Source organism: Candidatus Hinthialibacter antarcticus, from assembly GCA_030765645.1.
GTDB lineage: Bacteria > Hinthialibacterota > Hinthialibacteria > Hinthialibacterales > Hinthialibacteraceae > Hinthialibacter > Hinthialibacter antarcticus.
Window position 1 is genome coordinate 102,238 of record JAVCCE010000057.1, and the last position, 20,574, is coordinate 122,811.

Annotated in this window: 19 protein-coding genes; 13 read left to right on the forward strand and 6 right to left on the reverse strand. The window is 52.3% G+C overall.

The window, feature by feature from the left end; all coding sequences use genetic code 11:
* Positions 1–225: 225 nt before the first annotated feature.
* Positions 226–633 (forward strand): hypothetical protein, encoded by a 408-nt coding sequence (locus P9L94_13345; protein MDP8245062.1) that lies wholly within the window; start codon positions 226–228, stop codon positions 631–633.
* A gap of 42 nt (positions 634–675) precedes the next feature.
* Here the strand turns inward: P9L94_13345 and P9L94_13350 are convergent, their stop codons facing one another.
* Entirely contained in the window at positions 676–1,680 is a 1,005-nt protein-coding gene (locus tag P9L94_13350) for a hypothetical protein (GenBank protein ID MDP8245063.1), read from the reverse strand.
* Between the two features lie 118 nt (positions 1,681–1,798).
* Here P9L94_13350 and larE point away from each other — a divergent pair, with 118 nt between their 5' ends.
* Genes larE through P9L94_13365 form a run of 3 tightly spaced genes read left to right on the forward strand, consistent with a single transcriptional unit; the run spans position 1,799 to position 4,299 of the window.
* Positions 1,799–2,632 carry an ATP-dependent sacrificial sulfur transferase LarE gene (larE, locus tag P9L94_13355; protein MDP8245064.1) on the forward strand — a complete coding sequence of 278 codons (834 nt, stop codon included), beginning with the start codon at positions 1,799–1,801 and terminating at the stop codon, positions 2,630–2,632.
* Positions 2,633–2,674: 42 nt separating this feature from the next.
* Positions 2,675–3,655 carry a WYL domain-containing protein gene (locus P9L94_13360; GenBank protein MDP8245065.1) on the forward strand — a complete coding sequence of 327 codons (981 nt, stop codon included), beginning with the start codon at positions 2,675–2,677 and terminating at the stop codon, positions 3,653–3,655.
* Entirely contained in the window at positions 3,634–4,299 is a 666-nt protein-coding gene (locus tag P9L94_13365) for a hypothetical protein (GenBank protein MDP8245066.1), read from the forward strand. Before P9L94_13360 ends, P9L94_13365 begins: the two co-directional genes overlap by 22 nt.
* A 3-nt stretch (positions 4,300–4,302) precedes the next feature.
* Here the strand turns inward: P9L94_13365 and recN are convergent, their stop codons facing one another.
* The 4 genes from recN to P9L94_13385 form a co-directional block, all read right to left on the reverse strand.
* Positions 4,303–6,027: a DNA repair protein RecN gene (recN, locus tag P9L94_13370; protein MDP8245067.1), complete on the reverse strand. Its 1,725-nt coding sequence runs from the start codon at positions 6,025–6,027 to the stop codon at positions 4,303–4,305.
* Positions 6,028–6,135: 108 nt separating this feature from the next.
* Positions 6,136–6,996, reverse strand: a complete 861-nt coding sequence (locus tag P9L94_13375) for a lytic transglycosylase domain-containing protein (protein ID MDP8245068.1) — start codon at positions 6,994–6,996, stop codon at positions 6,136–6,138.
* Positions 6,997–7,403: 407 nt separating this feature from the next.
* Complete coding sequence (locus P9L94_13380) at positions 7,404–8,027, reverse strand: hypothetical protein (protein ID MDP8245069.1); 624 nt, start codon at positions 8,025–8,027, stop codon at positions 7,404–7,406.
* A 69-nt stretch (positions 8,028–8,096) separates the two neighbouring features.
* Positions 8,097–8,519, reverse strand: a complete 423-nt coding sequence (locus P9L94_13385) for a hypothetical protein (GenBank protein ID MDP8245070.1) — start codon at positions 8,517–8,519, stop codon at positions 8,097–8,099.
* A 194-nt stretch (positions 8,520–8,713) separates the two neighbouring features.
* Between P9L94_13385 and P9L94_13390 the strand changes: the two genes are divergently transcribed.
* The 8 genes from P9L94_13390 (at position 8,714) to P9L94_13425 (ending at position 17,050) form a co-directional block, all read left to right on the forward strand.
* Positions 8,714–9,172, forward strand: coding sequence for a PTS sugar transporter subunit IIA (locus tag P9L94_13390; protein ID MDP8245071.1), 459 nt, complete (start codon positions 8,714–8,716; stop codon positions 9,170–9,172).
* Positions 9,173–9,184: 12 nt separating this feature from the next.
* Positions 9,185–9,517 carry a hypothetical protein gene (locus P9L94_13395; GenBank protein ID MDP8245072.1) on the forward strand — a complete coding sequence of 111 codons (333 nt, stop codon included), beginning with the start codon at positions 9,185–9,187 and terminating at the stop codon, positions 9,515–9,517.
* A gap of 135 nt (positions 9,518–9,652) precedes the next feature.
* Positions 9,653–10,984: a hypothetical protein gene (locus P9L94_13400; GenBank protein ID MDP8245073.1), complete on the forward strand. Its 1,332-nt coding sequence runs from the start codon at positions 9,653–9,655 to the stop codon at positions 10,982–10,984.
* Between the two features lie 37 nt (positions 10,985–11,021).
* Positions 11,022–12,347 carry a cation:proton antiporter gene (locus tag P9L94_13405; protein MDP8245074.1) on the forward strand — a complete coding sequence of 442 codons (1,326 nt, stop codon included), beginning with the start codon at positions 11,022–11,024 and terminating at the stop codon, positions 12,345–12,347.
* A 67-nt stretch (positions 12,348–12,414) separates the two neighbouring features.
* Positions 12,415–13,134 carry a bacillithiol biosynthesis deacetylase BshB1 gene (bshB1, locus tag P9L94_13410; GenBank protein ID MDP8245075.1) on the forward strand — a complete coding sequence of 240 codons (720 nt, stop codon included), beginning with the start codon at positions 12,415–12,417 and terminating at the stop codon, positions 13,132–13,134.
* A gap of 89 nt (positions 13,135–13,223) precedes the next feature.
* A complete protein-coding gene (locus P9L94_13415; protein ID MDP8245076.1) occupies positions 13,224–14,240 on the forward strand; it encodes a class I SAM-dependent methyltransferase in 1,017 nt (338 codons plus the stop codon).
* Between the two features lie 29 nt (positions 14,241–14,269).
* On the forward strand, positions 14,270–15,010 hold the full coding sequence (locus P9L94_13420) for a DUF1080 domain-containing protein (protein ID MDP8245077.1): 741 nt from the start codon (positions 14,270–14,272) through the stop codon (positions 15,008–15,010).
* A gap of 111 nt (positions 15,011–15,121) precedes the next feature.
* A complete protein-coding gene (locus P9L94_13425; GenBank protein MDP8245078.1) occupies positions 15,122–17,050 on the forward strand; it encodes a GDSL-type esterase/lipase family protein in 1,929 nt (642 codons plus the stop codon).
* Here the strand turns inward: P9L94_13425 and P9L94_13430 are convergent.
* Positions 17,047–18,747 (reverse strand): DEAD/DEAH box helicase, encoded by a 1,701-nt coding sequence (locus P9L94_13430; GenBank protein ID MDP8245079.1) that lies wholly within the window; start codon positions 18,745–18,747, stop codon positions 17,047–17,049. The two genes, P9L94_13425 and P9L94_13430, sit on opposite strands and share 4 nt — an antisense overlap.
* Before the next feature lie 415 nt (positions 18,748–19,162).
* Between P9L94_13430 and P9L94_13435 the strand changes: the two genes are divergently transcribed.
* A complete protein-coding gene (locus P9L94_13435) occupies positions 19,163–20,569 on the forward strand; it encodes a hypothetical protein (protein ID MDP8245080.1) in 1,407 nt (468 codons plus the stop codon).
* Positions 20,570–20,574: the final 5 nt, after the last annotated feature.

Below are 20,574 nucleotides of genomic sequence, written 5' to 3' on the forward strand. Positions count from 1 at the left end.
CAACTGATTCACAAGAGTTGTACAGTGGCCCGCACAGGGTTGCGGGTCGCCACAGGAGCATAGGAAGATATAATGGGTTTCGTTGAATACATTGAAATAATCTGTGGGTTGGCTGTTTTGGCCTATGTCGTTTTCTTTGCCTTATCGTTAGGGCTGTTTAATAAAGACGAATAATACGCCGCCTGACGGGCGCGCGATCTACTCTAGAAACGAGCAACCGAGTCAATGGTTAAAGAAGTTCCCGCCGAGGTACTCATGCAGCGCATGCAGGAGTTTATCAAACTTTGGCAGAAATACATGGAATTGTTTATGCAAGGTTTAGAGAGCGACGCTGTCGATCCTGAGTTGGAAGTCGAATTTCGTAAACTCATGATCGAAGTGACGCATCGGGCGCAATTTCTTTCGGTCGCTGTGCCGGACGGCATTTTCGACCTTTGGAAAGATTGTAAGAAATTAATCGGTGAGACGCCTTCGATTGAAATTTTACGCACAGAGGTTCCAATCCGTATTAGTGCGTTTCGTAATATGTGGCACGAGGTTTCGATTTCATTGAACCAGAAAGTCGGTCACTTACGGAATTCGCTGGAAGAACGCGAAGGCAATAAAGGCAATAAAGGTAAGAAGAAACGTTAATTTCACAACCGTTAAATCAATTCGCGCCCTGGATGGTTTCATTCAGGGCGTTTTTGTTTTTCTCCACCGATAATATTGTTTGCTCCAGTCTGCCAAAAGGTCGCCCGCTAAAAAATGGAGGGGGATCGAGGATTGGCTAAAGAGGTCCCAGTCTTCCCAGCCCAGGTCAGGGTGCCAGAGCGTGTTCCAAGCGAGGCCCAACAGGGCGCATTGCAGCATGAATCGGCGAAATGGTGAATTAATGCGTTTGCGTAAGGCGATCACAATGGGCCAACCCAACGGAAGAAACAAGACGCCCGCTTGAAAATGGTAATATGTTTTGATTTCAAGATGCGCCCAACTCAAAAACGTAAACCATTGGTCTTTGCGTTGAGTTTCAAATAGCGGTACCAGTCGGGTCAGCGAGAGTTCGATGCCTTCGTGCGGCAGCAATGTTACGCAGGCAAAATGCAGCAGCATGTAGGCGCCGAATGGAATTAGAAATTCCCCTGCGCGTATGGGACGTTTTCTCATTGCCAAGAAAATAGCAGGCAGATAAAAAAACGCCAGCATGTGAAACAGCGCCGCGATAAAGAAACACGTCAGCGCAGGCCAGATCGGGGCGCCGTTTTGTAAAAAACGCCGCATCCAAATAAAAGTCAATAATAAAAACAAGTTAACCCAAGCGTAGTTCTCAACTTCACCGACAAACACGAGGAACGATCCCGCCAGGATATTGGCCGCTAAAAATAGCGGGTCACGTCGAAAGGCGAATAACACTTGCAAGGCAATCGCGCCCGCGAGAGCGCTACTCATTGAAAGCGCATTCCATGCGTCCCACCCGAATGGAGAAAGCGTGAGGTAAACCGTCCGGTGAACAATCGAAGTGAGAACCGAGTGCATGGTGACGCGCCAACCTGAGCCCGCCATGTCAGCCATGTGAAGGCTGTCGCGGCTATAGGGCGTCCATTGGCCTAGCCAAAATAAAATGGCGGCGAGAACCAGCGTTAGCAAAACGCGGAACGCGATGGTCTTTGCATAAACAATATTAGAGGATGGAAGCGGCATGATTGTGGGCGCGTTGTCTAGCGGCTCACATACGGCCCGCTAGCAGTTCCTTGACGTTGATTGGACGCATTCGTAGACTGTAGGGGAGGCGTCAATTTTATCCAAGGGTAAGGCCCCCATGAGCGAATTAGAGCAAAAATATCAGCGATTGCAAGATATCCTAAAAGAGATGGGCAGCGTGATCGTCGGGTACTCAGGCGGCGTTGATAGCACCTTTCTTGCCAAAGTCGCGACTGACGTTCTCGGTGAACGCGCCTTGTCGGTGGCGGCGATCAGCGAGAGTTTTTCTGAACATGAACACCAGGAAGCCAAACAATTCGCGCTTGATATGGGATTGAATTATCTCGAAGTCAACACCAACGAACTTGACAATCCTGAATACCGGAAAAACGAGTCGAACCGTTGTTATTATTGCAAGCAAGAAATGATTCATCATCTGGCTGCGCTGGCCAAAGAACGCGACATCGACCATATTTTGATTGGGACGATTGTTGACGATCTCGATGACCACCGCCCCGGTCAACAGGCCGCCAAAGAAGCGGGCGTCCGCGCTCCATTGGCGGAAGCGGGGCTGAGCAAGGATGATGTGCGGGTGTTGTCGGAGCGCTTGGGCGTCCCGACATGGGACAAGCCATCGTTCGCTTGTATGTCGTCGCGCATCCCTTACGGCGAAGAGGTGACTCGCGAAAAACTCGAGCAGATTGACCGGGCCGAATCGGTGCTGCGCGATTTTGGGTTCCAACAATACCGTGTGCGCCATCACAATCAGTTAGCGCGTATCGAAGTGCCCGCCGAAGACATGCAGCGGGTGTTATCGAATCGGGAAGAACTGTACCGGCTCATCAAGGCCGCCGGGTTTACATTTGTTTCGCTGGACTTGATCGGGTTTCGCAGCGGCAGCATGAACGAGACGCTGCACCATATCAAAACTCCTGCGGCGTTGAACGGTTGATTCACGCCGTTTCTGATTGAACGGGCGAAGGGAACAGAGACAATGGCATCTTGGCGAACCGCCCGCCTGCAACGAACCATCCAAGCGTTTGAACTTCTGCTCTCTGACGCCGTTGTGACGCCGGAGCGGCTTGCCCGTTCGCTCAATCTAACCGCCAAACAAGCGTATGCGTGCATTCAAGACCTGAATGAGATTGGCGTCCCGGTTGATGTGACTCCAAGCGGTTTTTGTATTCCCTCTGCGCTGATTGAACGCGAGTCGGATTTTAGTTTGCGTGAATCAATCATCCTGTCGATGGGGTTGCGTCTGCTGGAAGAGCAGGACGGCGTTGACGGCGAAACCCTGGAGGCGCTGCGGTTGCAGTTGTTTCCACAAAGTGATGACGGGCGCGCACACATACGCGATGATGCGCACATTCATACGGCGGTTGCGCCCGGCGCGTTGGGCCTCTTGCGGAAGGCCGTGTGGAAACAACAACGCTTGCGCATGTCGTATCGTTCCCGCGAGAGCCATGAGACGACCGGGCGCGAGATCAGCCCTTATACGTTGGTGCATCGCCGTTCCTCGTGGTATGTGATCGCCTATTGTCACTTGCGCGGCGAAGCGAGAACTTTTAAAGCGGCGCGAATGGAGCAGGTCGAGCGATCAGCGAACGAGTTTTATCAAGACCCTGAATATGACCCGAATGACTATCTGTTGTATAGTTGGAACATCATGGCGGGCAAACCCAATGTGGTGCTGGCGCGTTTTGACGAGAGCGTTGGGCGGTTGATTCTCGAAAAAAAATTGGCGCACGGCCGCGTTTGGCAGGAAGACCAATGGGTGTATATGCAAACGCTGGTTTCCGGCCTGGATGAATTTAGTTGGTGGATCATGCAATACGGCGAGCACGCCGAAGTCATGCAGCCGCTCGAATTGCGCCGCATTCTTGCCATGCGATGCGCGAAAATGTCGGAACACTACGCCGACGCTTACACAAACCGATCACGGAGTTTAAAACCATGCCGGACTACGTCCCTTTAGCCTTTGGCTTTGAAGCCTTGTTCCCTCCGATGGGATTGAACGCGGCGCAATTGCGCGCTCTTTACATTCGTTTGGCGGAACCCTGCCGCTTTACGGAATACAAACAACTGGGCGAAGGACAGGGCGCCCGCGTCGCTGAAGGCGCCAACCGCCATCTGACGGTGACGCACGACCGTTTGGTGTATCGCGACGATTATACTCAAGCGATGTTTTCGACGTTTGGCGAAGATGCGCGGCGCATCCTGCGCGAACTACGCGACGTGTTTCAGATTCCGGTGTTGTTGCATTGCAAGGTGCTGGTGCGGTTGTTGATGCCTCACGCCGGGGCGGAGACGACCTTCGAATATTTTCAGCAACACTTGTTGTCATCAGCGTCGTCAAAACTTTCCTGCTTTGGCCGGGCGGCCTCAGGAGTGGGGCTGAGGCTGGTGTTTCCGCCGACGAACGAAAACCGCTCGACGTTTCATTTACGCATTGAGCCGTATTTTCGCGATAATAAAATGTTCTTTTTAGAAAACAGTTCGCAGTTCTTTGATCCGCTGGTCAATTTTGATGACGTTCAAAACTATCTCGACGCGACCTATGATTTTCTCAAAGAAAAAGGCGGGCCGTTTGTGCTCGACCTGGGAAACCCGGCGGTTTAGCGCTTAGTGCTTGTTGTTTTGTAAGAGTTCGCGGGCGTAGCGTTGAGAGGCGGTGGAGTCTTGGGCGCCGAGCATACGCGCCAGTTCTTTTTCGCGGGCTTTGCCTTCCAGCGCAACGACTTGGCTTTGCAGGTTGCCTTCGCTTTCTGATTTTTCCACGCGCAAATTGCGGTCTGCTTTAGACGCGATTTGAGGTAAATGCGTGATGCAGATGATCTGTTTGCATTGCGCCAGTTTCGACAACCGGTCTGCGACCGCTTCCGCTGTTTCGCCGCCGACGCCCGCGTCAATTTCATCGAACACCATCAATGGGACGGGGTCGGCCTCGCCGAAGGCGCATTTCAACGCCAGCATGATACGAGAAATTTCACCGCCGGACGCGACGTCGCGCAATGGACGCAACGGCTTGCCGGGGATGGTGGTGATTAAGAAATCAATTTCGTCGCCTCCGTTGGGGCCAAACAAGACAGGCTGTTTTTCTCCCGCGTCAATGCCGTCCGGCGAGAAACGGTAGTTCGCGTCGATTTGGAATTTTGCGTTTTTCATTCCCAAAGCGGCGAGTTCGTTTTGCACGGATTTCGTAACGGCTTTGGCGGTTTTAGTTCGCTGCTTGTGCAACTGCGCCCCTAATGACGCGACCGTTTTTTGTTTTTCGTTCACGGCGAGCGTTAACTGTTCGCGTTCTTCGTCTGCGTGTTCGATGCGGTCGAGTTCTTCATGAATGCGTTCACGGTAGGCCAAAATATCTTCAATGGTCTCGCCGTATTTTCCTTTGAGTTCTTTTAAAACGTAACGGCGCTCTTGCAGGCGGTCGAGTTCGTTTGGGTCAAACTCCAACCCGGAGGCGTAACGCTCGATTTCGCGCGAGACTTCACGCAGCGAAATGACGGCGGATTGCCATACGTCAGAGATGGTCTTGACTTGCTGGTCGAGCGACTGCATTTCGTTGAGCGCCGCTTCAAGGCGGTCGAGCTCGTCTAGCAGCGGTTCGCGACCCTCGTCGCCTTCACTCAGCGATTGAATCATCGTCTGGCAGCGCTCGCTCAGTTTTTCGGCGAATTGGATGACGTTCAAGCGGCTGTCGATTTCAGCGTCTTCGCCGGGTTGTAATTCGGCGGCGTCAATTTCATCGCGCTGATAGCGCAGCATGTCTTCGCGCTGTTTGCGTTCGCGTTCGTTGGCTTCAAGTTCATGCAGGGCGCGTTGGGCCTCTTGCCATTGCTGGTACGCCTCTTGGTAGGTTTGGACGCGCGCCGCCAGGTCGCCGCATTGGTCCAGCAAGGGCAGGTACGCCGCTTTTCGCAATAGCGATTGGTGTTCGTGTTGACCGTGAAGGTCAACCAGGCGCTCGCCGATTTCTTGCAAGGTTTTGAGTAGGCATGAACTGTTATTAATGAACGTCCGGCTGCGTCCATTCGATGAAAAGCGCCGTGAGATAAGCACGCGGTTTTCTTCAATCGAGACGCCGCATTGCTCTAAATTGGCGCAGATGGATTGGGTCAGCGCGTGGTTGGGCGGGAGTTCAAATTCGGCTTCGATGACGGATTCTTGTTTGGCGTCGCGCACCGATTCAGACGAGGCGCGTTCGCCCAAGAGCAGGCTGAGGGCGGAGATGACGACGGATTTTCCCGCGCCGGTCTCGCCGGTCAGCGCATTGAAGCGTGAGTGCCACTCAATGCGGCATTCCTCTATGAGGATGAAATTTGAGATGCGCAACGATACAAGCATGGCGTCCAATCAAGCAAATGGAAGTTCAAATAGTGTATCGCGTTTTTTGTAATTTCGTATACGTTGGCGCGGCGAAGCGGTGGATTTGTATTTTGAGGGTTGGCGTAATTAGTTGGCGTACGTGAGTTTTTTGGATGCTTGCGCGACGATGTCTTCGGGCGGCATTTGCGCAAAGACCATCGGGATGGGGGCGCTTTCTTTGCGTTCGCGTACGTCTTGCAAGCGCTGGTAGGTTTTCATGATTTTGCGGTAATAGCGGCGCGGCATAGTCCCGCCGGTTTTGATGCGCTTGTCATAAATCGACGGCCCCAGGTTGTAAGCGTAGACCGCTTGTTCGAGGTCTTGGTATTTGACCATCAACTGGGTCAAATACAGCGTACCTAATTTGATATTGCCTTCAATCTCGCGAAAGTTGAGCGATGTGATTTCTTCGTTCTCATCGAGACCGATTAAAGTCGGGTCGTCGGCGACTTGTTGCGCCAGCGCTCTGCCTGTGCTTGGCATGAGTTGCATGAGGCCGCGGGCGCCTGCGTTAGAACGCGCCCATGGCCGCAGCGATGATTCAGCTGCCATGAGCGCGAGCAGAAAAAAAGGGTCGTGACCGTACTGTTCGCTTTGTTCATCCACCAACAACGCAATTTTTCGTTGTTCGACTTCAGAAACATCCGCGCTGCTGAGTTGCTTGATTGCGTCTAAAATTTCAACGCGGCGTCCCAGTTGTTCGATCTTCTGGTTGCTTTGTTGCAGTCTCAGGTCGCGTTCTTTGATCTGGTTCTGTAAGTCGATCTCAAGACGACGAAACTTTTCGATCTCGTTGTCTTTGCGGACGATCCAATACATGGATCCGCCAGCATAAGCAACCGTCGTCAGAAAAACCAGTAAAACCAAATGGGCGGGAAGGCGGACTAGCCAGGCTTCCTTGCGTTTCGGCGGAGGAGCAGCCGAAACCGGGGCATTTTCAGTGTTCATTTTGTTCCCTCAGTGTGTTGCCAATCATTTAATTCCATAATAGGAATTTCATTTAGAGATATAAAGAAGCAATTGGTATTCCATTTAGACCGTTAAAACCATCTACTAGTACGATTCTGGATGGTTTTTGTTACGTTGTTAATTATTTCGGTTGTATATACATCTTGTTGCATTGCTCAGTAGTTTAATACTTTAAACTGGTTATGTATTCTCGAATGCTAAGACGCCTCAGGTGTAGAGAAAGCTCTTTTCAATGGTATCAAACCCGCAGAAAAACGCCCCAAAAAGAGAAGCCAACCTCTGTCGTGCATGAAAATAATCAAAATAATTCTCAAAACAGAGAAATGACACACTTTCGTATCAAATCGAGACAAATATATTGCGCCAAAGTGACAGGCTTGAATGAATTACGTAGGTGATTTTGCAGTTGTTGGGCTATCGTGGCTTTTCAGCGTCTCAAAGTCAGCGATACGCCACGCTCCATCTTCAAAGATCATCTCATATTGCCGGTGCATTGTTAAGTTCTTGCTCGGCATTTTGTGCATTTCGATGCAATAGACAGCGGTCTTGTTTCCATGGGTTTCTGCAGACGAAACTTCCATCACCCGCTTGGTGATGGGGCCAAGGTTGAGGCGGTCCTGGTATTTCCCCATTCGGTTCAACACATACTCGCGGATGTTATCGGTCTTTTTTTTATGAATCGGGAACGTTTGCGCCAGGCAGAAAAACTCGGTTTCAAAATCTTGTTTGTTCCACGAGTCAACAAAGGTCTTGCAGACATCGTCGGGGCGCAGGGTTCGGATGGCGTTTTTCTTGGCTACCAGCTGCGCGTCGCCCGCCGATTGGCTTTCTTTGAGGCCGGTCTGGGTGGCGCGTTCGCGCTGGCGATGGTGGTTGACCTTGCGCAATTGTTGCTCAACTAAGTGGTCGTACACTTCGCGTTCGCGCGAGGTGAGGTGGCCTGCAGAGTAATATAGCATCTTACCAAGAAGCGATATTTGTTCTTCTTCGATTAGTACCGTTTCCATCATTGCCATCCTCCCCAACGTAGCGAACTTCATTCGGTCCGCCTGAAAACTTTATTCGCTTGGCGGTTGCGTTTATTTCAATACATATTGGACGTCATCAGTTGTGCTGTGAATTTTATCGCTGCCTGCTCCATTCAAGATGATCTGATTTTGCATGATTTTCAATTGAAATACGACGCCGTTATTGTCGCGAATGATGTCCGGCGATAGTTCACCGGATTGTACGACTTCTTCGAGCGATTTTGGATACCGCCCGTTTTGCGCTTGATACATCATCACGCCAGTGCGAATGGTCGGCAAGTTAAACTCTGTTTTTTGTTCTTTGATTTCAAGATATTTGTCAACCGCGAGTTTTCCGGTCATACCGTCGAGGACGGTGTGTTTTCCATCAGGCGACACTAAATCGGGGGCGGTGTTGACCCAGATATAGCGTGCGCCGTTTGCCGCCGCGATGACCACAATCAGTAATACGATGATGCCTGCCCATTTCAACATTGAATTCATATTCCTCACCTTCTACCCCAATTCTCACAGCGAAGAGAAAAAAATCAAGACATTTTTCATTGGCGCGCATATTCATGCCAGAGAAATCAAGTTTTTGCCTTACACGGTTTGCTTGACCGGGAAAGCGTAACTATAATAATTCCTTTAGGATCAAAATGCGGAATGGAAGCGGTGAGGCCTTCGGGATGAATCTTTCTGAAATTCTGATCGAGGAATGTATTTCGCTTGAATTGAGCCATCAAACCAAGAATGGCGCGATTCAAGAGATGGTTGAATTGGCTTCGCAATCGGGCAAAATCGCGAATACGGACAAACTCGTCAAAGCGATTTTAGACCGTGAACGCATCCAAACCACGGGGATCGGCAGCGGGATGGCGATTCCCCATGCGACGACGGAAGGCATTCGCGGGCTGGTTTTGGCGATGGGGATTTCCCGCGAGGGCGTCGAATATGATTCACTCGACAATAAACCCGTCCATTTAATTTTTCTGCTTGGCGGCGAGCCTCGGCTGCAGACCTCTTTTTTGAGTATTTTGAGCAAAATTTCCCGGTTTTTCCGAAAAGAAGAATTTCGTAAAGAAGTATGCGCAGCGAAAACGGCCGTCGATATACTATCTCTCATTCAAGCCCGCGAAGAGAACTGAGTTCCATCCTCCATGCACCTTCTCGTTATTATACTGAACCAAGAAGACTTTCTTGATGATATTCTCGCTGAACTCATCGAATTAGAAGTTGCGAACGCGACCGTAATTGACGGCGTTGCGATGGAGCGCGTGTTGGCGAAAGACGTGCCGATTTTTGCGGGGTTGCTTCAATCGACTCGGGGCTCGCGGGCGTACAACAAAAACATCTTCGCTTTGATCCCCAAAAAAGAAACCGCCCAACAATTGGTTGAGATATTGATTGAACTCGAGATTGATTTAAGCGACCCTTCGATTGGGGCTATTTTTACGATTCCCGTCGATTTTAGTTTGGTCAAATCGCTTTAACCCAACGCTGGGGATAATCGGTTGGTTCGCCTGCCTACCGCTTTTTTTAATGAAATCAAAAATCTTAGATTTAACTATTGCATTCAAATCTGGTTGCGTCATCATGGCTGCTTACTCTAACGGAAACGGTCGAATATGAACGTCGTCATTGGTTTTGTTTTGATTGTATTGCTTGGTTATGCGGGGTCGCGTTTGGCGTTGTTCCAAAAGCGTTTTTCGCTGGGCCTGCAATATGTCTTTCTCGCCGGGACGGAGTTTTTGTTTATTGGTCTCATGCTGGGGCCGGGCGCGACCCGCTTTTTGACCGAACAGACGTTGCATGAACTCTCGCCGGTTTTAAGTTTGTGTCTGGGCTGGATTGGTCTTTTGGTCGGCTTGCAGTTCGACCGCAAAATTTTGGCCCCGATATCATTGCGCGCCTGGCAGATGGCGCTCACCGTATCCAGCATTACGTTTGTGGTTGTTTTTGCCTCTCTCTATTTTCTGATTCCCCTCTGTTATTACGCAGCTGGAGACATGGGGTTGATTGGTCTTGCTGAAATGACCCAAGACCAAAGCGTTTTGATCGGCGTTGCGTGTTTGTTCGGCGCGGCGGCGACGGTTTCGACGTACTCGGCGTTGGCGTTAATCCAACGGGACGCTCCGGTGCGAAGCCGTACCTCAAAACTTCTTCAACTCTTGACCGACCTTCGTTCTCCCATGGCGGTGGCGGGGATGGGGCTGTGGTATGCGTTGTTTCACGCCTCGACTGAAATACAAAACGCGATATCAAACAACACGCAATCGACTCGCGTCATCGAACCTGTGATGAGCGGCGCCGGATGGGTTGTTGTCACGCTGCTGCTGGGGCTGGCGCTGGGGTGGATGTTGCACTATCTCACCAGCGAGCGTCTGCGCGAAAAAGAACTGCTTTTGCTAGTGGCGGGTTCGGTGATTTTATCGGGCGGGCTGTCATCCTACATGCACCTATCTCCACTGTTCGTGAATCTCGTCATGGGCGTGACCTTGGCCAATTTGCCGAACTTTTCTTTGGGGCGGATTACGAAAGTATTGCTGACCGCCGAAAAACCGTTCTTTGTCATCTTTATGATTCTTGTGGGGGCGATGTGGCCGCCGGTTACGCCGGTGGTGTTATTGCTGACAGGAATCTATGTGGCGGTCCGCGCGGTGAGCCTAATCACCAGCGCCTGGTTGGGACGCCTGTGGTGGCCGCAAGGCCCCATGCGCCCGCCCGCTTTGTTGGGGCTGGCGATGTTTCCCTTTGGCGGGTTGTCGATCGCGATGGCGGTCGATTTTCATTTGATCCGCCCCGGCGACCTGGCGGAAACGGCCTTGGGCGTCATTATCCTGGCCGTGTTAATTAATCAGCTAATCGGGCCTGCGTTGATGGGCCGTGTGATACGCTCGTCGAAAGAGCGCAATGGCGCATTGAATTCAGCAGCAGTGGTAGACGGAGTCACGGGCTGAAGCCAGCCTGTTGTTACGCTGTAGAGAGACGACAATATTGATTACGAGAATTAGCGCCCTCTTTTTGGTGATTGCTTTTGTCAGCATCGTGCAGACCTATCCGTACGGTGAAGCGTCGGGCATTCAGGGCATGACTGCGTTTTCGCTGGGCTTTGTGATTATCGTAGGCTTTTTGATGGGTGAGATCGTCGTCCGCATCCAATTGCCGCGCATCACCGGATATTTAATTGCGGGGATGCTGGTCGGGCCGTATATGGGCGGCTGGTTGACGAAAGAGACGGTTAAGCATCTTACCTTGATCGACCAAATCGCGCTCTCTCTTATCGCGATTTCGGCGGGCTGCGAGTTGCGCCTCAGCGAGCTGAAACATCATTGGAAGGGCGTGGTTTCGATTACGCTGTTTCAAACGATTGGGTTGTTTGCGTTGGGGACGGCTGCCTTCTGGCTATTGAGCGGATGGTTTTCTTTCTTTGAAGACGGCAGCCAAATCGTGCGCTTGCAGGCCGGGCTGGTCTTTGGGGTGATTGCCGCCGCCCAGTCGCCCGCAACAACGATTGCGATTATTACCGATCTCAAAGCCAAAGGCCCTGCGACGGAATCGGTCTTAGGCTCGGCTGTCTTGAAAGATGTATTGGTGATTATTTTATTCACCTTAATTCTTAGCATGAACCATCTATTAGACGGCGGCGAATTGACGATGGAGCCGTTTGTTGAACTGGGCGGCGAGTTGTTCTTTTCGATTGCCTTTGGCGTCGTCGCTGGCTGGGGGGTCGCGTTTTATTTGAAAAAAGTCCGCAGCGACCCGGTGTTGTTTTTGCTTGCATTTTCGTACCTGGTGAATGTCGGCTCCCATTCGATCCATCTTGACCCGGTGTTGATTTGCGTTGCGGCGGGGCTTGTGATTACCAATACCACCAACCAGGGAGAACGCCTCCTTTCGATTATTCAGCACGGTTCGCTGGTGATTTATGTGATCTTCTTTTGCGTGGCGGGCGCTGCCTTAGACTTGATGGCCTTGCGGAGTATGGTGGGGTTGGCGGCCTTGTTGGTCATTGTGCGGATGGCGTTATTATGGGGTTGCACCAGCGCGAGTATGGCGGTTGCGCGGGTGCCTAACGCCAAGGCGTCAACCTATTGGATGGCGTTTTTGCCGCAAGCGGGCGTGAGTTTAGGGCTGGCGTCGGTGTTAGAAAAAGAAGGGTTTGATTGGGCGCCGCCAGTTGTGACGCTGTTAATCGCCTGCATTGCCATCAACCAAATCGTTGGCCCGATACTGATGAAATACGCGCTGCAGCAAACGGGAGAGACGGCTGAAACCGCCGTCGCGCGAAACCGTACGTCGCCGCAACCCGCTAAAACTTAAATCTATCTTAGCCGGGCCGCAGCGTGGGCATACGATAGAGACTGACGCAATTTGAAGGCGCGAGGCTATGAATCAGACTAAATCAAACGCATTAGACCTGCTCGTCTTTGCGCCGCATCCAGACGACGCCGAACTGGCGATGGGCGGAACGCTGGCCAAAGCAATCGCGCAAGGCAAACGCTGCGGGATTGTTGATTTGACGCGCGGCGAACTGGGCAGCAAAGGCAACGCCGAGATCCGCGCACAGGAAGCGAAAACCGCCAGCGACGTTTTACGGCTGGATCTGCGCGACAACTTAGACCTGGGCGATGGGCGCGTTGCGGATACGGAAGACAATCGGCGCAAAGTCGTCGAGGTCATTCGCCAATGGCGGGCGCCACACATTTTTGTTTGCCCGCCTTATGACCGACATCCCGACCATCAGGGCGCATCAAAACTGGTGCAAAGCGCATATTTTTTGGCGCGGTTGCCGAAGTATGAAACCGAATCGCCTGCGTTTTCGCCGAAGCGGTTGTTGTATTATTTTATCCATGATATGCGCAACGTATCGTTCGCCGTGGATATCAGCGACTACTTCGATCTCAAACAACAGGCGATGGCGGCTTACTCCAGCCAGTTTATCAATCCCGATCTGCCGCCGGATTATCAACACATCGGCATCAGCGATTATCTGAAGCAAGTCGAAGCGTTTAATCGTTCGCTGGGCGCACAGATTGGCGCCGCCTATGCGGAAGGATTTGCGTCTGACTCGCCTTTCGGTCTATCTTTACCGACGGAATGCGCGTAAATTTTTCATAACAATTCAATGAGGTTGTCGAGTGATTGCGATACGAAATCCATACCGGATTTTGGCAATGAGTCAAAGGAGAAACGGCCTTGCTGGAGTTTGACGCATGGCAGCGGTGTGAGACTGCCAAACATCTAATTCAATGGGCGTTGCCTGAGACGGGCGCGCGCATTCTTGACGTGGGCGGGCACCCGGGCCGGATGCGGCAATATGCGCCCGACTATGATTGGGTGTTGTGCGATCCATTGGTGGATGCGCCCGGCGACCAATTGCAGGGCGGGGCGGAAGCGTTGCCGTTCCATGACGGGGCGTTTGATTTCGCCGTGTGTCTGGATGTGATGGAACATATCCCCGAGGCGCTGCGCGAAGCCGCCGTCGCCGAGATGGCGCGGGTTAGCAAGACCGGGGTGCTGTTGACGTTTCCCCATAACCACCCCAGCGTCATCGCCGCCGAAGACGCCGTGCGCGGGGGCTATGAACGCTTGTTTGAAAAACCTCACCCCTGGCTGGCGGAACACGCGTTGTTTGAATTGCCGGACGCAAGCGCCATTGCCGCTCAACTCAGCGAAATCGGCGGGCATGGCGTGGTCTTCAACCTGGGCGCGATTGAACGCTGGATGCAATTGCAATTGCTGGGGCTGCTGCTCGAGGACGCCAGCGCCATTGATGCGGCCAGCCAGATTGACGCGCTCTATCGCGACGAACTGTTTGCTCATGATTTTAAATCGCCTTCCTACCGTAAGGTCGTGCTGCATCTCTTTTCCGCCGAACAGCCGCTTGATTTGGATATGATCGACACGCCCCGCGAAGATGAAAGCGTTGTACAATGCAAACTCGCAGAAATTGTACATGCGTGGCTTGAGACGGGCGTGTTGGAGAGACGCCAGGCGAGAGCGCTGATTAACGACGGCGCCGTCGCCAGCGACGACCAGACGGATTATATCCGCCGCATGGAAGATGCGGTGCGGTCATGGGAAACGTCATACCAAACAACGCTCAATGAACTGACGGACGCCTACGCCTGGCGCAATGCGCTTGAAGAGCGCTGGGCTTTTCGCGCGTTTCGGCGGTTGATGCGCCTGATGAGTAAAAAGATTGCGGATTAATCTGATTCTTGTATAGAAGGAGATTTAACATGAAACGATCTCAAACAGTTTTTATGCTTATTGCAGCGGTCGGATTGATCGCGATTGCGCTAACTACGACGCAAGCCGATGAACCCAAGACGCTGCCCGGCGCGATGATTAACGGCTTGGGCGACGGATGGGTTGCGCTTGGCGAAGACGATTTTACTCATGTGAACTGCTTTCCCGACACTTGGACATGGAAAGACGACGGTATTTTGTATTGCACCGGAAAGCCCGTCGGCGTGGTGCGCACCAAAAAAGCGTTCACAAATTTTGAATTGGTCGTGCAATGGAAGCACTTAAAGTCCGCCGGGAATTCAGGTGTGTTTATTTGGGCGCCGATTGAAGCGCTGACGGATATCAAGCCGGATACGTTGCCGAATTCAGGCATCGAAGTGCAGATTCTCGATCATGGTTACACGGTGAATTATGAAAAGAGTTCCGGCAAAAAGGGCGATTGGTTTAGCACCAACGGCGATGTGTTTCCCGTCGGCAAATCAAAGTTGAATCCGTTCCCGCCGCTGTCGCCGAACGGCGCTCGCAGCTTTCCCAGCAAGAACCTGAGCAAGGGAGTTGGCGAATGGAACCACTATTATGTCCGCGCCATTAACGGCGAAGTGCGTTTGTGGGTGAACGGCGAAGAGGTGTCGGGCGGTAACAATGCGGTACCCAGCACGGGGCACATTTGTCTGGAGTCGGAAGGCTCGCCGATTGAGTTTAAAAACCTGCGCGTCCGTGAACTGCCGTAAAAGCGGGCCGGCTTTTCATTTGAATCACGAAGGGGGCGCAATTGCGTCCCCTTTTTATTTTTAGTATTGTTTTAAGAGGACGCGAATAGAACTTCGGTTAAGAGAGAGATAATGAAAACAATATCATCCTCCATTTGTTTATTCACTTTGTTGATCCTTGCTGCCTCTATCGCGAATGCGCAAGCGCAGTGGCCTGGCGAAACGAGCGATTGGAAGGGCTTTGATTGTTATGACTTTCAACTGCAAGGCCGCGGTTGCAAGGTTGTCGCGCCCCATGACGCCGCCCAAGGCAGCCCGTGGATTTGGCGCGCGCGCTTTTGGGGACACGAGCCGCAACTCGATGTTGCATTATTAGAGCGTGGATTTCATGTCGTCTATATGGATGTCGCCAATCTCTATGGCGCACCCAAAGCGGTTGAACTGTGGAACCACTTTTATAATTTTCTAACGGATAAAGGATTGTCGCAGCGTTGCGTTCTCGAAGGGATGAGCCGCGGCGGTTTGATTATTTATAACTGGGCGGCGGCCAACCCGCAGCGGGTCGCGTGCATCTACGGCGACGCGCCGGTGTGCGACGTGAAAAGTTGGCCGGGCGGCAAAGGCAAAAGCGCCGGCAGCCCCGATGACTGGCAACGGTGCCTCGAAGCCTACGGTCTGACCGAAACCGAAATGATGGCGTATGACAAAAATCCTATCGACAATTTAGAGCCGCTGGCGAAAGCGGTCGTCCCGGTGCTGCATGTGTGCGGCGACGCCGATGTCGGCGTACCGATGGATGAGAACACCAATATCCTGCAAGAGCGCTACAAAAAACTGGGCGGTCTCATTCGCGTAATCACCAAGAAAGGCGTTGGGCATCATCCCCACTCGTTGAAAGACCCCGCGCCGATTGTGGATTTCATATTGCCGTATGCGCTGTCGAATAGTCAGCCTATTTATGATTTGCGCGACGGGCTGCGTTTTTCTTCTCAAAAATTTCATCAACAAAAACAGGGCAGGGTGGTTTTTCTCGGCGGCTCGATTACCCATAACGGCGGGTGGCGCGACCATGTTTGCGCCGCGCTGCAAGAGCGGTTTCCTGATACGGCGTTTTCATTTATCAACGCGGGCATCCCTTCGATGGGATCGACGCCGGGCGCGTTTCGGTTGATGCGCGATGTGTTTGCAGACGGCCCTGTCGATTTGTTGTTTGTTGAGGCGGCGGTGAATGACTCGGTCAACGGGCGCATTCATCAGGAGCCATTGCGCGGCATGGAAGGCGTCATTCGCCATGCGCGTCGGGTGCAGCCTGATCTCGACATCGTGATGATGCACTTCGTGGATCCCGGCAAGATTGAAGAATTCCGCGCAGGAAAAACGCCGCGCGTGATTGAACTGCATGAACAGGTTGCCGACTATTACCGCGTCCCGTCGCTGAATCTTGCGAAAGAAATGACGCAACGGCTGGACGCCAACGAGTTTACCTGGGAAGACGATTTTAAGAATTTGCATCCCTCGCCGTTTGGGCAGCGGCTCTATGCGCGCAGCATCAACGCCCTGCTGGACGACGCCTGGAGGCAGAAGCAAGCGGGCGCGTATTCGTTTCCCGAAAAACCGCTGGATACATATAGTTACAGCCAAGGTCGATTGGTCGATATCGCGAACGCTGAAGTCGACGCGAAATGGGAAATTGTTAATACGTGGAAGCCTACTGATGGCGCCGGGACCCGCGCGGGTTTTGTCAACGAGCCGATGTTGGTTGCGACTGAGGCTGGAGCCGAACTGCGATTTTCGTTTGAAGGAACCGGGGTTGGCGTCTTTGTCGCCGCCGGGCCGGATGCGGGAATGATTGAATATCAAATTGACGGCGGCGCAGCGCAGACGCTGGATTTATTCACCCAATGGAGCGGACAGTTGCATCTGCCCTGGGCGTATGTGTTGGATTCGGAACTGGCGCCGGGACGGCATACGCTCCGAGTCAAAGTGGTTGAAAAGAAGAACCCGAACAGCAAGGGGAATGCGGTCCGGGTTCGGTATTTCTTAGTGAGTGAAGCGCCTTAGGGTGTGCGTTTTTTCTTTTTCTTGGCGCTTTTGAACGGCGGCGCTTCGTTGAATTTCGACATTTGCATTTGTTTTTTCGCGACGCGCACTTTTTTGAGTTTACGCAGAGTTTCAACAGGCAAATCATCAGGCAAATCGACGGTGCTGTAATTGTCGTAGATGTGAATGCGACCAATGTACTTGCTGTCGATGTCCGCTTCGTTGGCTATGGCGCCGACGATGTTTCCCGGCTTAATGTTGTCTACTTCGCCTACTTCAATGCGAAAACGCCCCATGCCTCTTTCCGGCCCGCTAGACGAGCGCCCTCGTTGATGGGCGGGCTTGCCTTTGCGTGGTCGCTCTTTTTCAAATTCTGCTTTGGGGATGGGTTTGTGTTCCAACAAAAGCGGCTTGTCGCCTTGAAGTATCTTGGCCAATGCGGCGGCGATTTCGATCGCGGGGATGTTGTGCTCCTGGCGGTAGTCTTCGACCAATTGATAGAAAAAGCCAAGTTGGTTGAGCGCCAGCGTATCGGTGATTTTATCTTTGAAGCGGGCGATGCGCTTGTCGTTAATGATTTCCGTCGACGGCAGACTCATCAGTTCAATGCGCTGTTTGGTGGCTTGTTCGATGGAGTGCAACATGCGCCGTTCACGCGGGGAAACGAACAAGACGGCTTCGCCGGTGCGGCCTGCGCGTCCGGTGCGGCCAATGCGGTGGATATAGGCTTCGGCGTCGTAGGGTATGTCGTAGTTGATGACGTGGCTGATGCGGTCTACGTCGAGACCGCGGGCGGCGACGTCGGTCGCGACCAGAATGTCGAACTTGCCTGACTTAAGCCCATCAATGGTGCGCTCACGCCGCTTTTGAGGGATGTCGCCGTTGAGCGGCGCCGCCGAGTAGCCGCGCGCTTCCAGTTTTTCGGCGAGTTCTTCGGTCGCGGTTTTTGTGCGCACAAAGCAGATCATGCCGTCAAACGGTTCGCCTTCGAGAATGCGCGTCAGCGCGTCGAGTTTATGTAGACCGCTGACCATCCAATAGCGTTGGTTGATGGTGTCGGCGGTGCGGGTTTTGACTTTGATGGTAATTTCTTTGGGATTATGCAAATGCTGTTTGACGATGCGCTGAATGGTGCGCGGCATGGTCGCCGAGAATAGGGCGATTTGGCGTTCGGACGGTGTTTGTTCAAGCACCCACTCGACGTCGTCGATAAAGCCCATGCGCAGCATTTCGTCGGCTTCGTCCAACACCAGGCATTTTAAATCGTCCAGCGAAAGGGTATTGCGCCGCATGTGGTCCATCACCCGGCCCGGGGTTCCAACCACGATATGAACGCCGCGCTTTAATTGGCGCAACTGAATGCTGTAGTCTTGTCCGCCGTATACTGGCAGGATATGGAAATTTTTTAAATTAGCCGCATAGCGGTGAAACGCCTCTGCGACTTGGATGGCAAGTTCGCGGGTTGGCGTGAGCACCATCACTTGCGGGTTCTTCACCTTTAAATCAATTTTGGACAATAAGGGCAACGCGAATGCGGCGGTTTTGCCCGTTCCGGTTTGGGCCTGCCCCAACACGTCACGGCCTTCCATGATATACGGGATGGTTTCAGCCTGGATGGGGGTGGGGATTTCATAGCCAATATCTTTGACTGCTTTGAGGACGGGTGTGCTCAGGTTCAAGTCTTCAAAACGGAGTTGCGGCGTATCTGGATTAGACATTCAGTCTCCTATAACTAAAAATCGGTCGGGAAAGTTATCGCGTTGGACGCTAAAGGCGGGTTCGGGTGAACAGGGCCGAACAGGATTTCAGGCGCGTTTATTACGCGAACTATTAAGTATAACTGCAGATTGTAATTAATCTAGCAGCATTTTAACGGGATTAGAAATTCGGTTTGAGCCGCCTCACTGAGGGCTATACGGCTTACCATTTTCTCTGTCTCAGAAACATCTCCTAAATCCACCAAAATCCAATCACAATAGTACCATGAAAACGCCAAGTAATAGGATAATATAAACAAGGTTATTTATAAAGTAATATTTTTAGCAATAATTGTTATTTTTACTTGACGTTTGATTTTTTTTTTTTCTATTGTAAAGAACATCATCACGACAACGTCTTCGTGGAGTCGACAACATGAAAAGACATATAATCGCCTCGCTATTATTTCTTCTTCCCCTGATCTCCTTTGCACAAAGCACAGCCCGCCAAGATTATGAAGGCCAGCGCGACCAACTTAAACTCGCTGAGCGTGTTCCTTTTATCGTTGAGACCATCCAGAACGAAACCGATTCTGACACGCTGGTGATTGCGCTCGACGATCTATTAAAGTTCTCCGTTTCTGACGAAGAAAATCGATCAGCGCTGACGCATATCGAAGCGGCTCTCGCCAAACTGCCAGCCGATTCAAACGAAAGTAAAAACGCCCGCTTGCTCAAAGCCAAAACCTTGCGTCGACTGGGCGACAAACAGGGCGAGCAAATTTTCAAACAGGCCTTTGAGGAAGAATGGGGCCTCGCGTTTTATGAATACCGCCGCAGCCTACTCGAAACCAGCGACTTCGACAAAACCGCCGTAGCGGAGTTCCGCCGCGCCAGCCGTCAGCCTGGGTTTGATTATGGAGCGCCGCCCTACAAAGACCGCATCGAAGAACTGGGATTGTTTAAACTCTACCTCAGTCGTTTGAAAGCCAACCAGCCGGACGTTTCCGCGATGGAATCAGTCTACGCCAACATTGGAGAGATCGAAAAAGAACCGTTGATGAAAGAGATGGCCAAGGCGCTGTGCCTATCGGCGGACGGGCGCTTCGCCGAAGCCAAACAGGCGATTGCCGACGCCGAAACGGTGCGTGAAGTGCTGGGCGAGTCTGAAGATTGGAAGAACATCCCACTCTATAAGGCGATGGTGTTGTTAGACGAGGGCGTCGACATTGCCGGGGCGCAAGCGGAATTTCGCAATTTTATGGATGCCCACGGTGACAATTACAAGTTGATTTATTCCGGCGGCGTACGCTTCGCCCGCTCGTTGGAGAAATCACCTCAACTGAATAAGGCCAAGATGGATGAGGTTACCAGCCTGCTGGTCGAGAGTCCAATCATGAAAGACCCGGCGGTGATGGCGACGTTCTCTGAATATGACATCGCCCACCTGCTCGACCTTCACCAGATGGGGTTGGCCTGGAGCGGCCAGTTCGACGAATCCGCCGAAATCTGCCGCTATGTGTTTAGCGAATATTTTCCCGACAACCTACCTTCCGCCAATTGCGCCATGAACCTGGCGGTCTACCTGGGCTGGAAAGACGGGGGCAATCCCGACGCGGTCAAAGACATTCTCGACCTGATTATTGAGAAGGCGCCGTTTGTTGAGATCGTGCCTTGGGTGAGGCTTTTGCAAGCCGAGAACGCAATCAAGTTGGGGCACCGCTTCCAGGCGATAAGCCACCTGCACGAAGCCATTGAAGCCAGCCTGATCAATGATGGCGGCCCACAGCAGGACTGCCTCGACGCCGCGATCAAGTTGCAGACCAAAATTTTGGCGAACTAAGCGCA

Coding starts and splice junctions, on each gene's coding strand:
- P9L94_13345 (MDP8245062.1), top strand. CDS start 226: ATGGTTAAAGAAGTTCCCGCCGAGGTACTCATGCAGCGCATGCAGGAG.
- P9L94_13350 (MDP8245063.1), bottom strand. CDS start 1,680: ATGCCGCTTCCATCCTCTAATATTGTTTATGCAAAGACCATCGCGTTC.
- larE (MDP8245064.1), top strand. CDS start 1,799: ATGAGCGAATTAGAGCAAAAATATCAGCGATTGCAAGATATCCTAAAA.
- P9L94_13360 (MDP8245065.1), top strand. CDS start 2,675: ATGGCATCTTGGCGAACCGCCCGCCTGCAACGAACCATCCAAGCGTTT.
- P9L94_13365 (MDP8245066.1), top strand. CDS start 3,634: ATGCCGGACTACGTCCCTTTAGCCTTTGGCTTTGAAGCCTTGTTCCCT.
- recN (MDP8245067.1), bottom strand. CDS start 6,027: ATGCTTGTATCGTTGCGCATCTCAAATTTCATCCTCATAGAGGAATGC.
- P9L94_13375 (MDP8245068.1), bottom strand. CDS start 6,996: ATGAACACTGAAAATGCCCCGGTTTCGGCTGCTCCTCCGCCGAAACGC.
- P9L94_13380 (MDP8245069.1), bottom strand. CDS start 8,027: ATGATGGAAACGGTACTAATCGAAGAAGAACAAATATCGCTTCTTGGT.
- P9L94_13385 (MDP8245070.1), bottom strand. CDS start 8,519: ATGTTGAAATGGGCAGGCATCATCGTATTACTGATTGTGGTCATCGCG.
- P9L94_13390 (MDP8245071.1), top strand. CDS start 8,714: ATGAATCTTTCTGAAATTCTGATCGAGGAATGTATTTCGCTTGAATTG.
- P9L94_13395 (MDP8245072.1), top strand. CDS start 9,185: ATGCACCTTCTCGTTATTATACTGAACCAAGAAGACTTTCTTGATGAT.
- P9L94_13400 (MDP8245073.1), top strand. CDS start 9,653: ATGAACGTCGTCATTGGTTTTGTTTTGATTGTATTGCTTGGTTATGCG.
- bshB1 (MDP8245075.1), top strand. CDS start 12,415: ATGAATCAGACTAAATCAAACGCATTAGACCTGCTCGTCTTTGCGCCG.
- P9L94_13420 (MDP8245077.1), top strand. CDS start 14,270: ATGAAACGATCTCAAACAGTTTTTATGCTTATTGCAGCGGTCGGATTG.
- P9L94_13425 (MDP8245078.1), top strand. CDS start 15,122: ATGAAAACAATATCATCCTCCATTTGTTTATTCACTTTGTTGATCCTT.
- P9L94_13430 (MDP8245079.1), bottom strand. CDS start 18,747: ATGTCTAATCCAGATACGCCGCAACTCCGTTTTGAAGACTTGAACCTG.
- P9L94_13435 (MDP8245080.1), top strand. CDS start 19,163: ATGAAAAGACATATAATCGCCTCGCTATTATTTCTTCTTCCCCTGATC.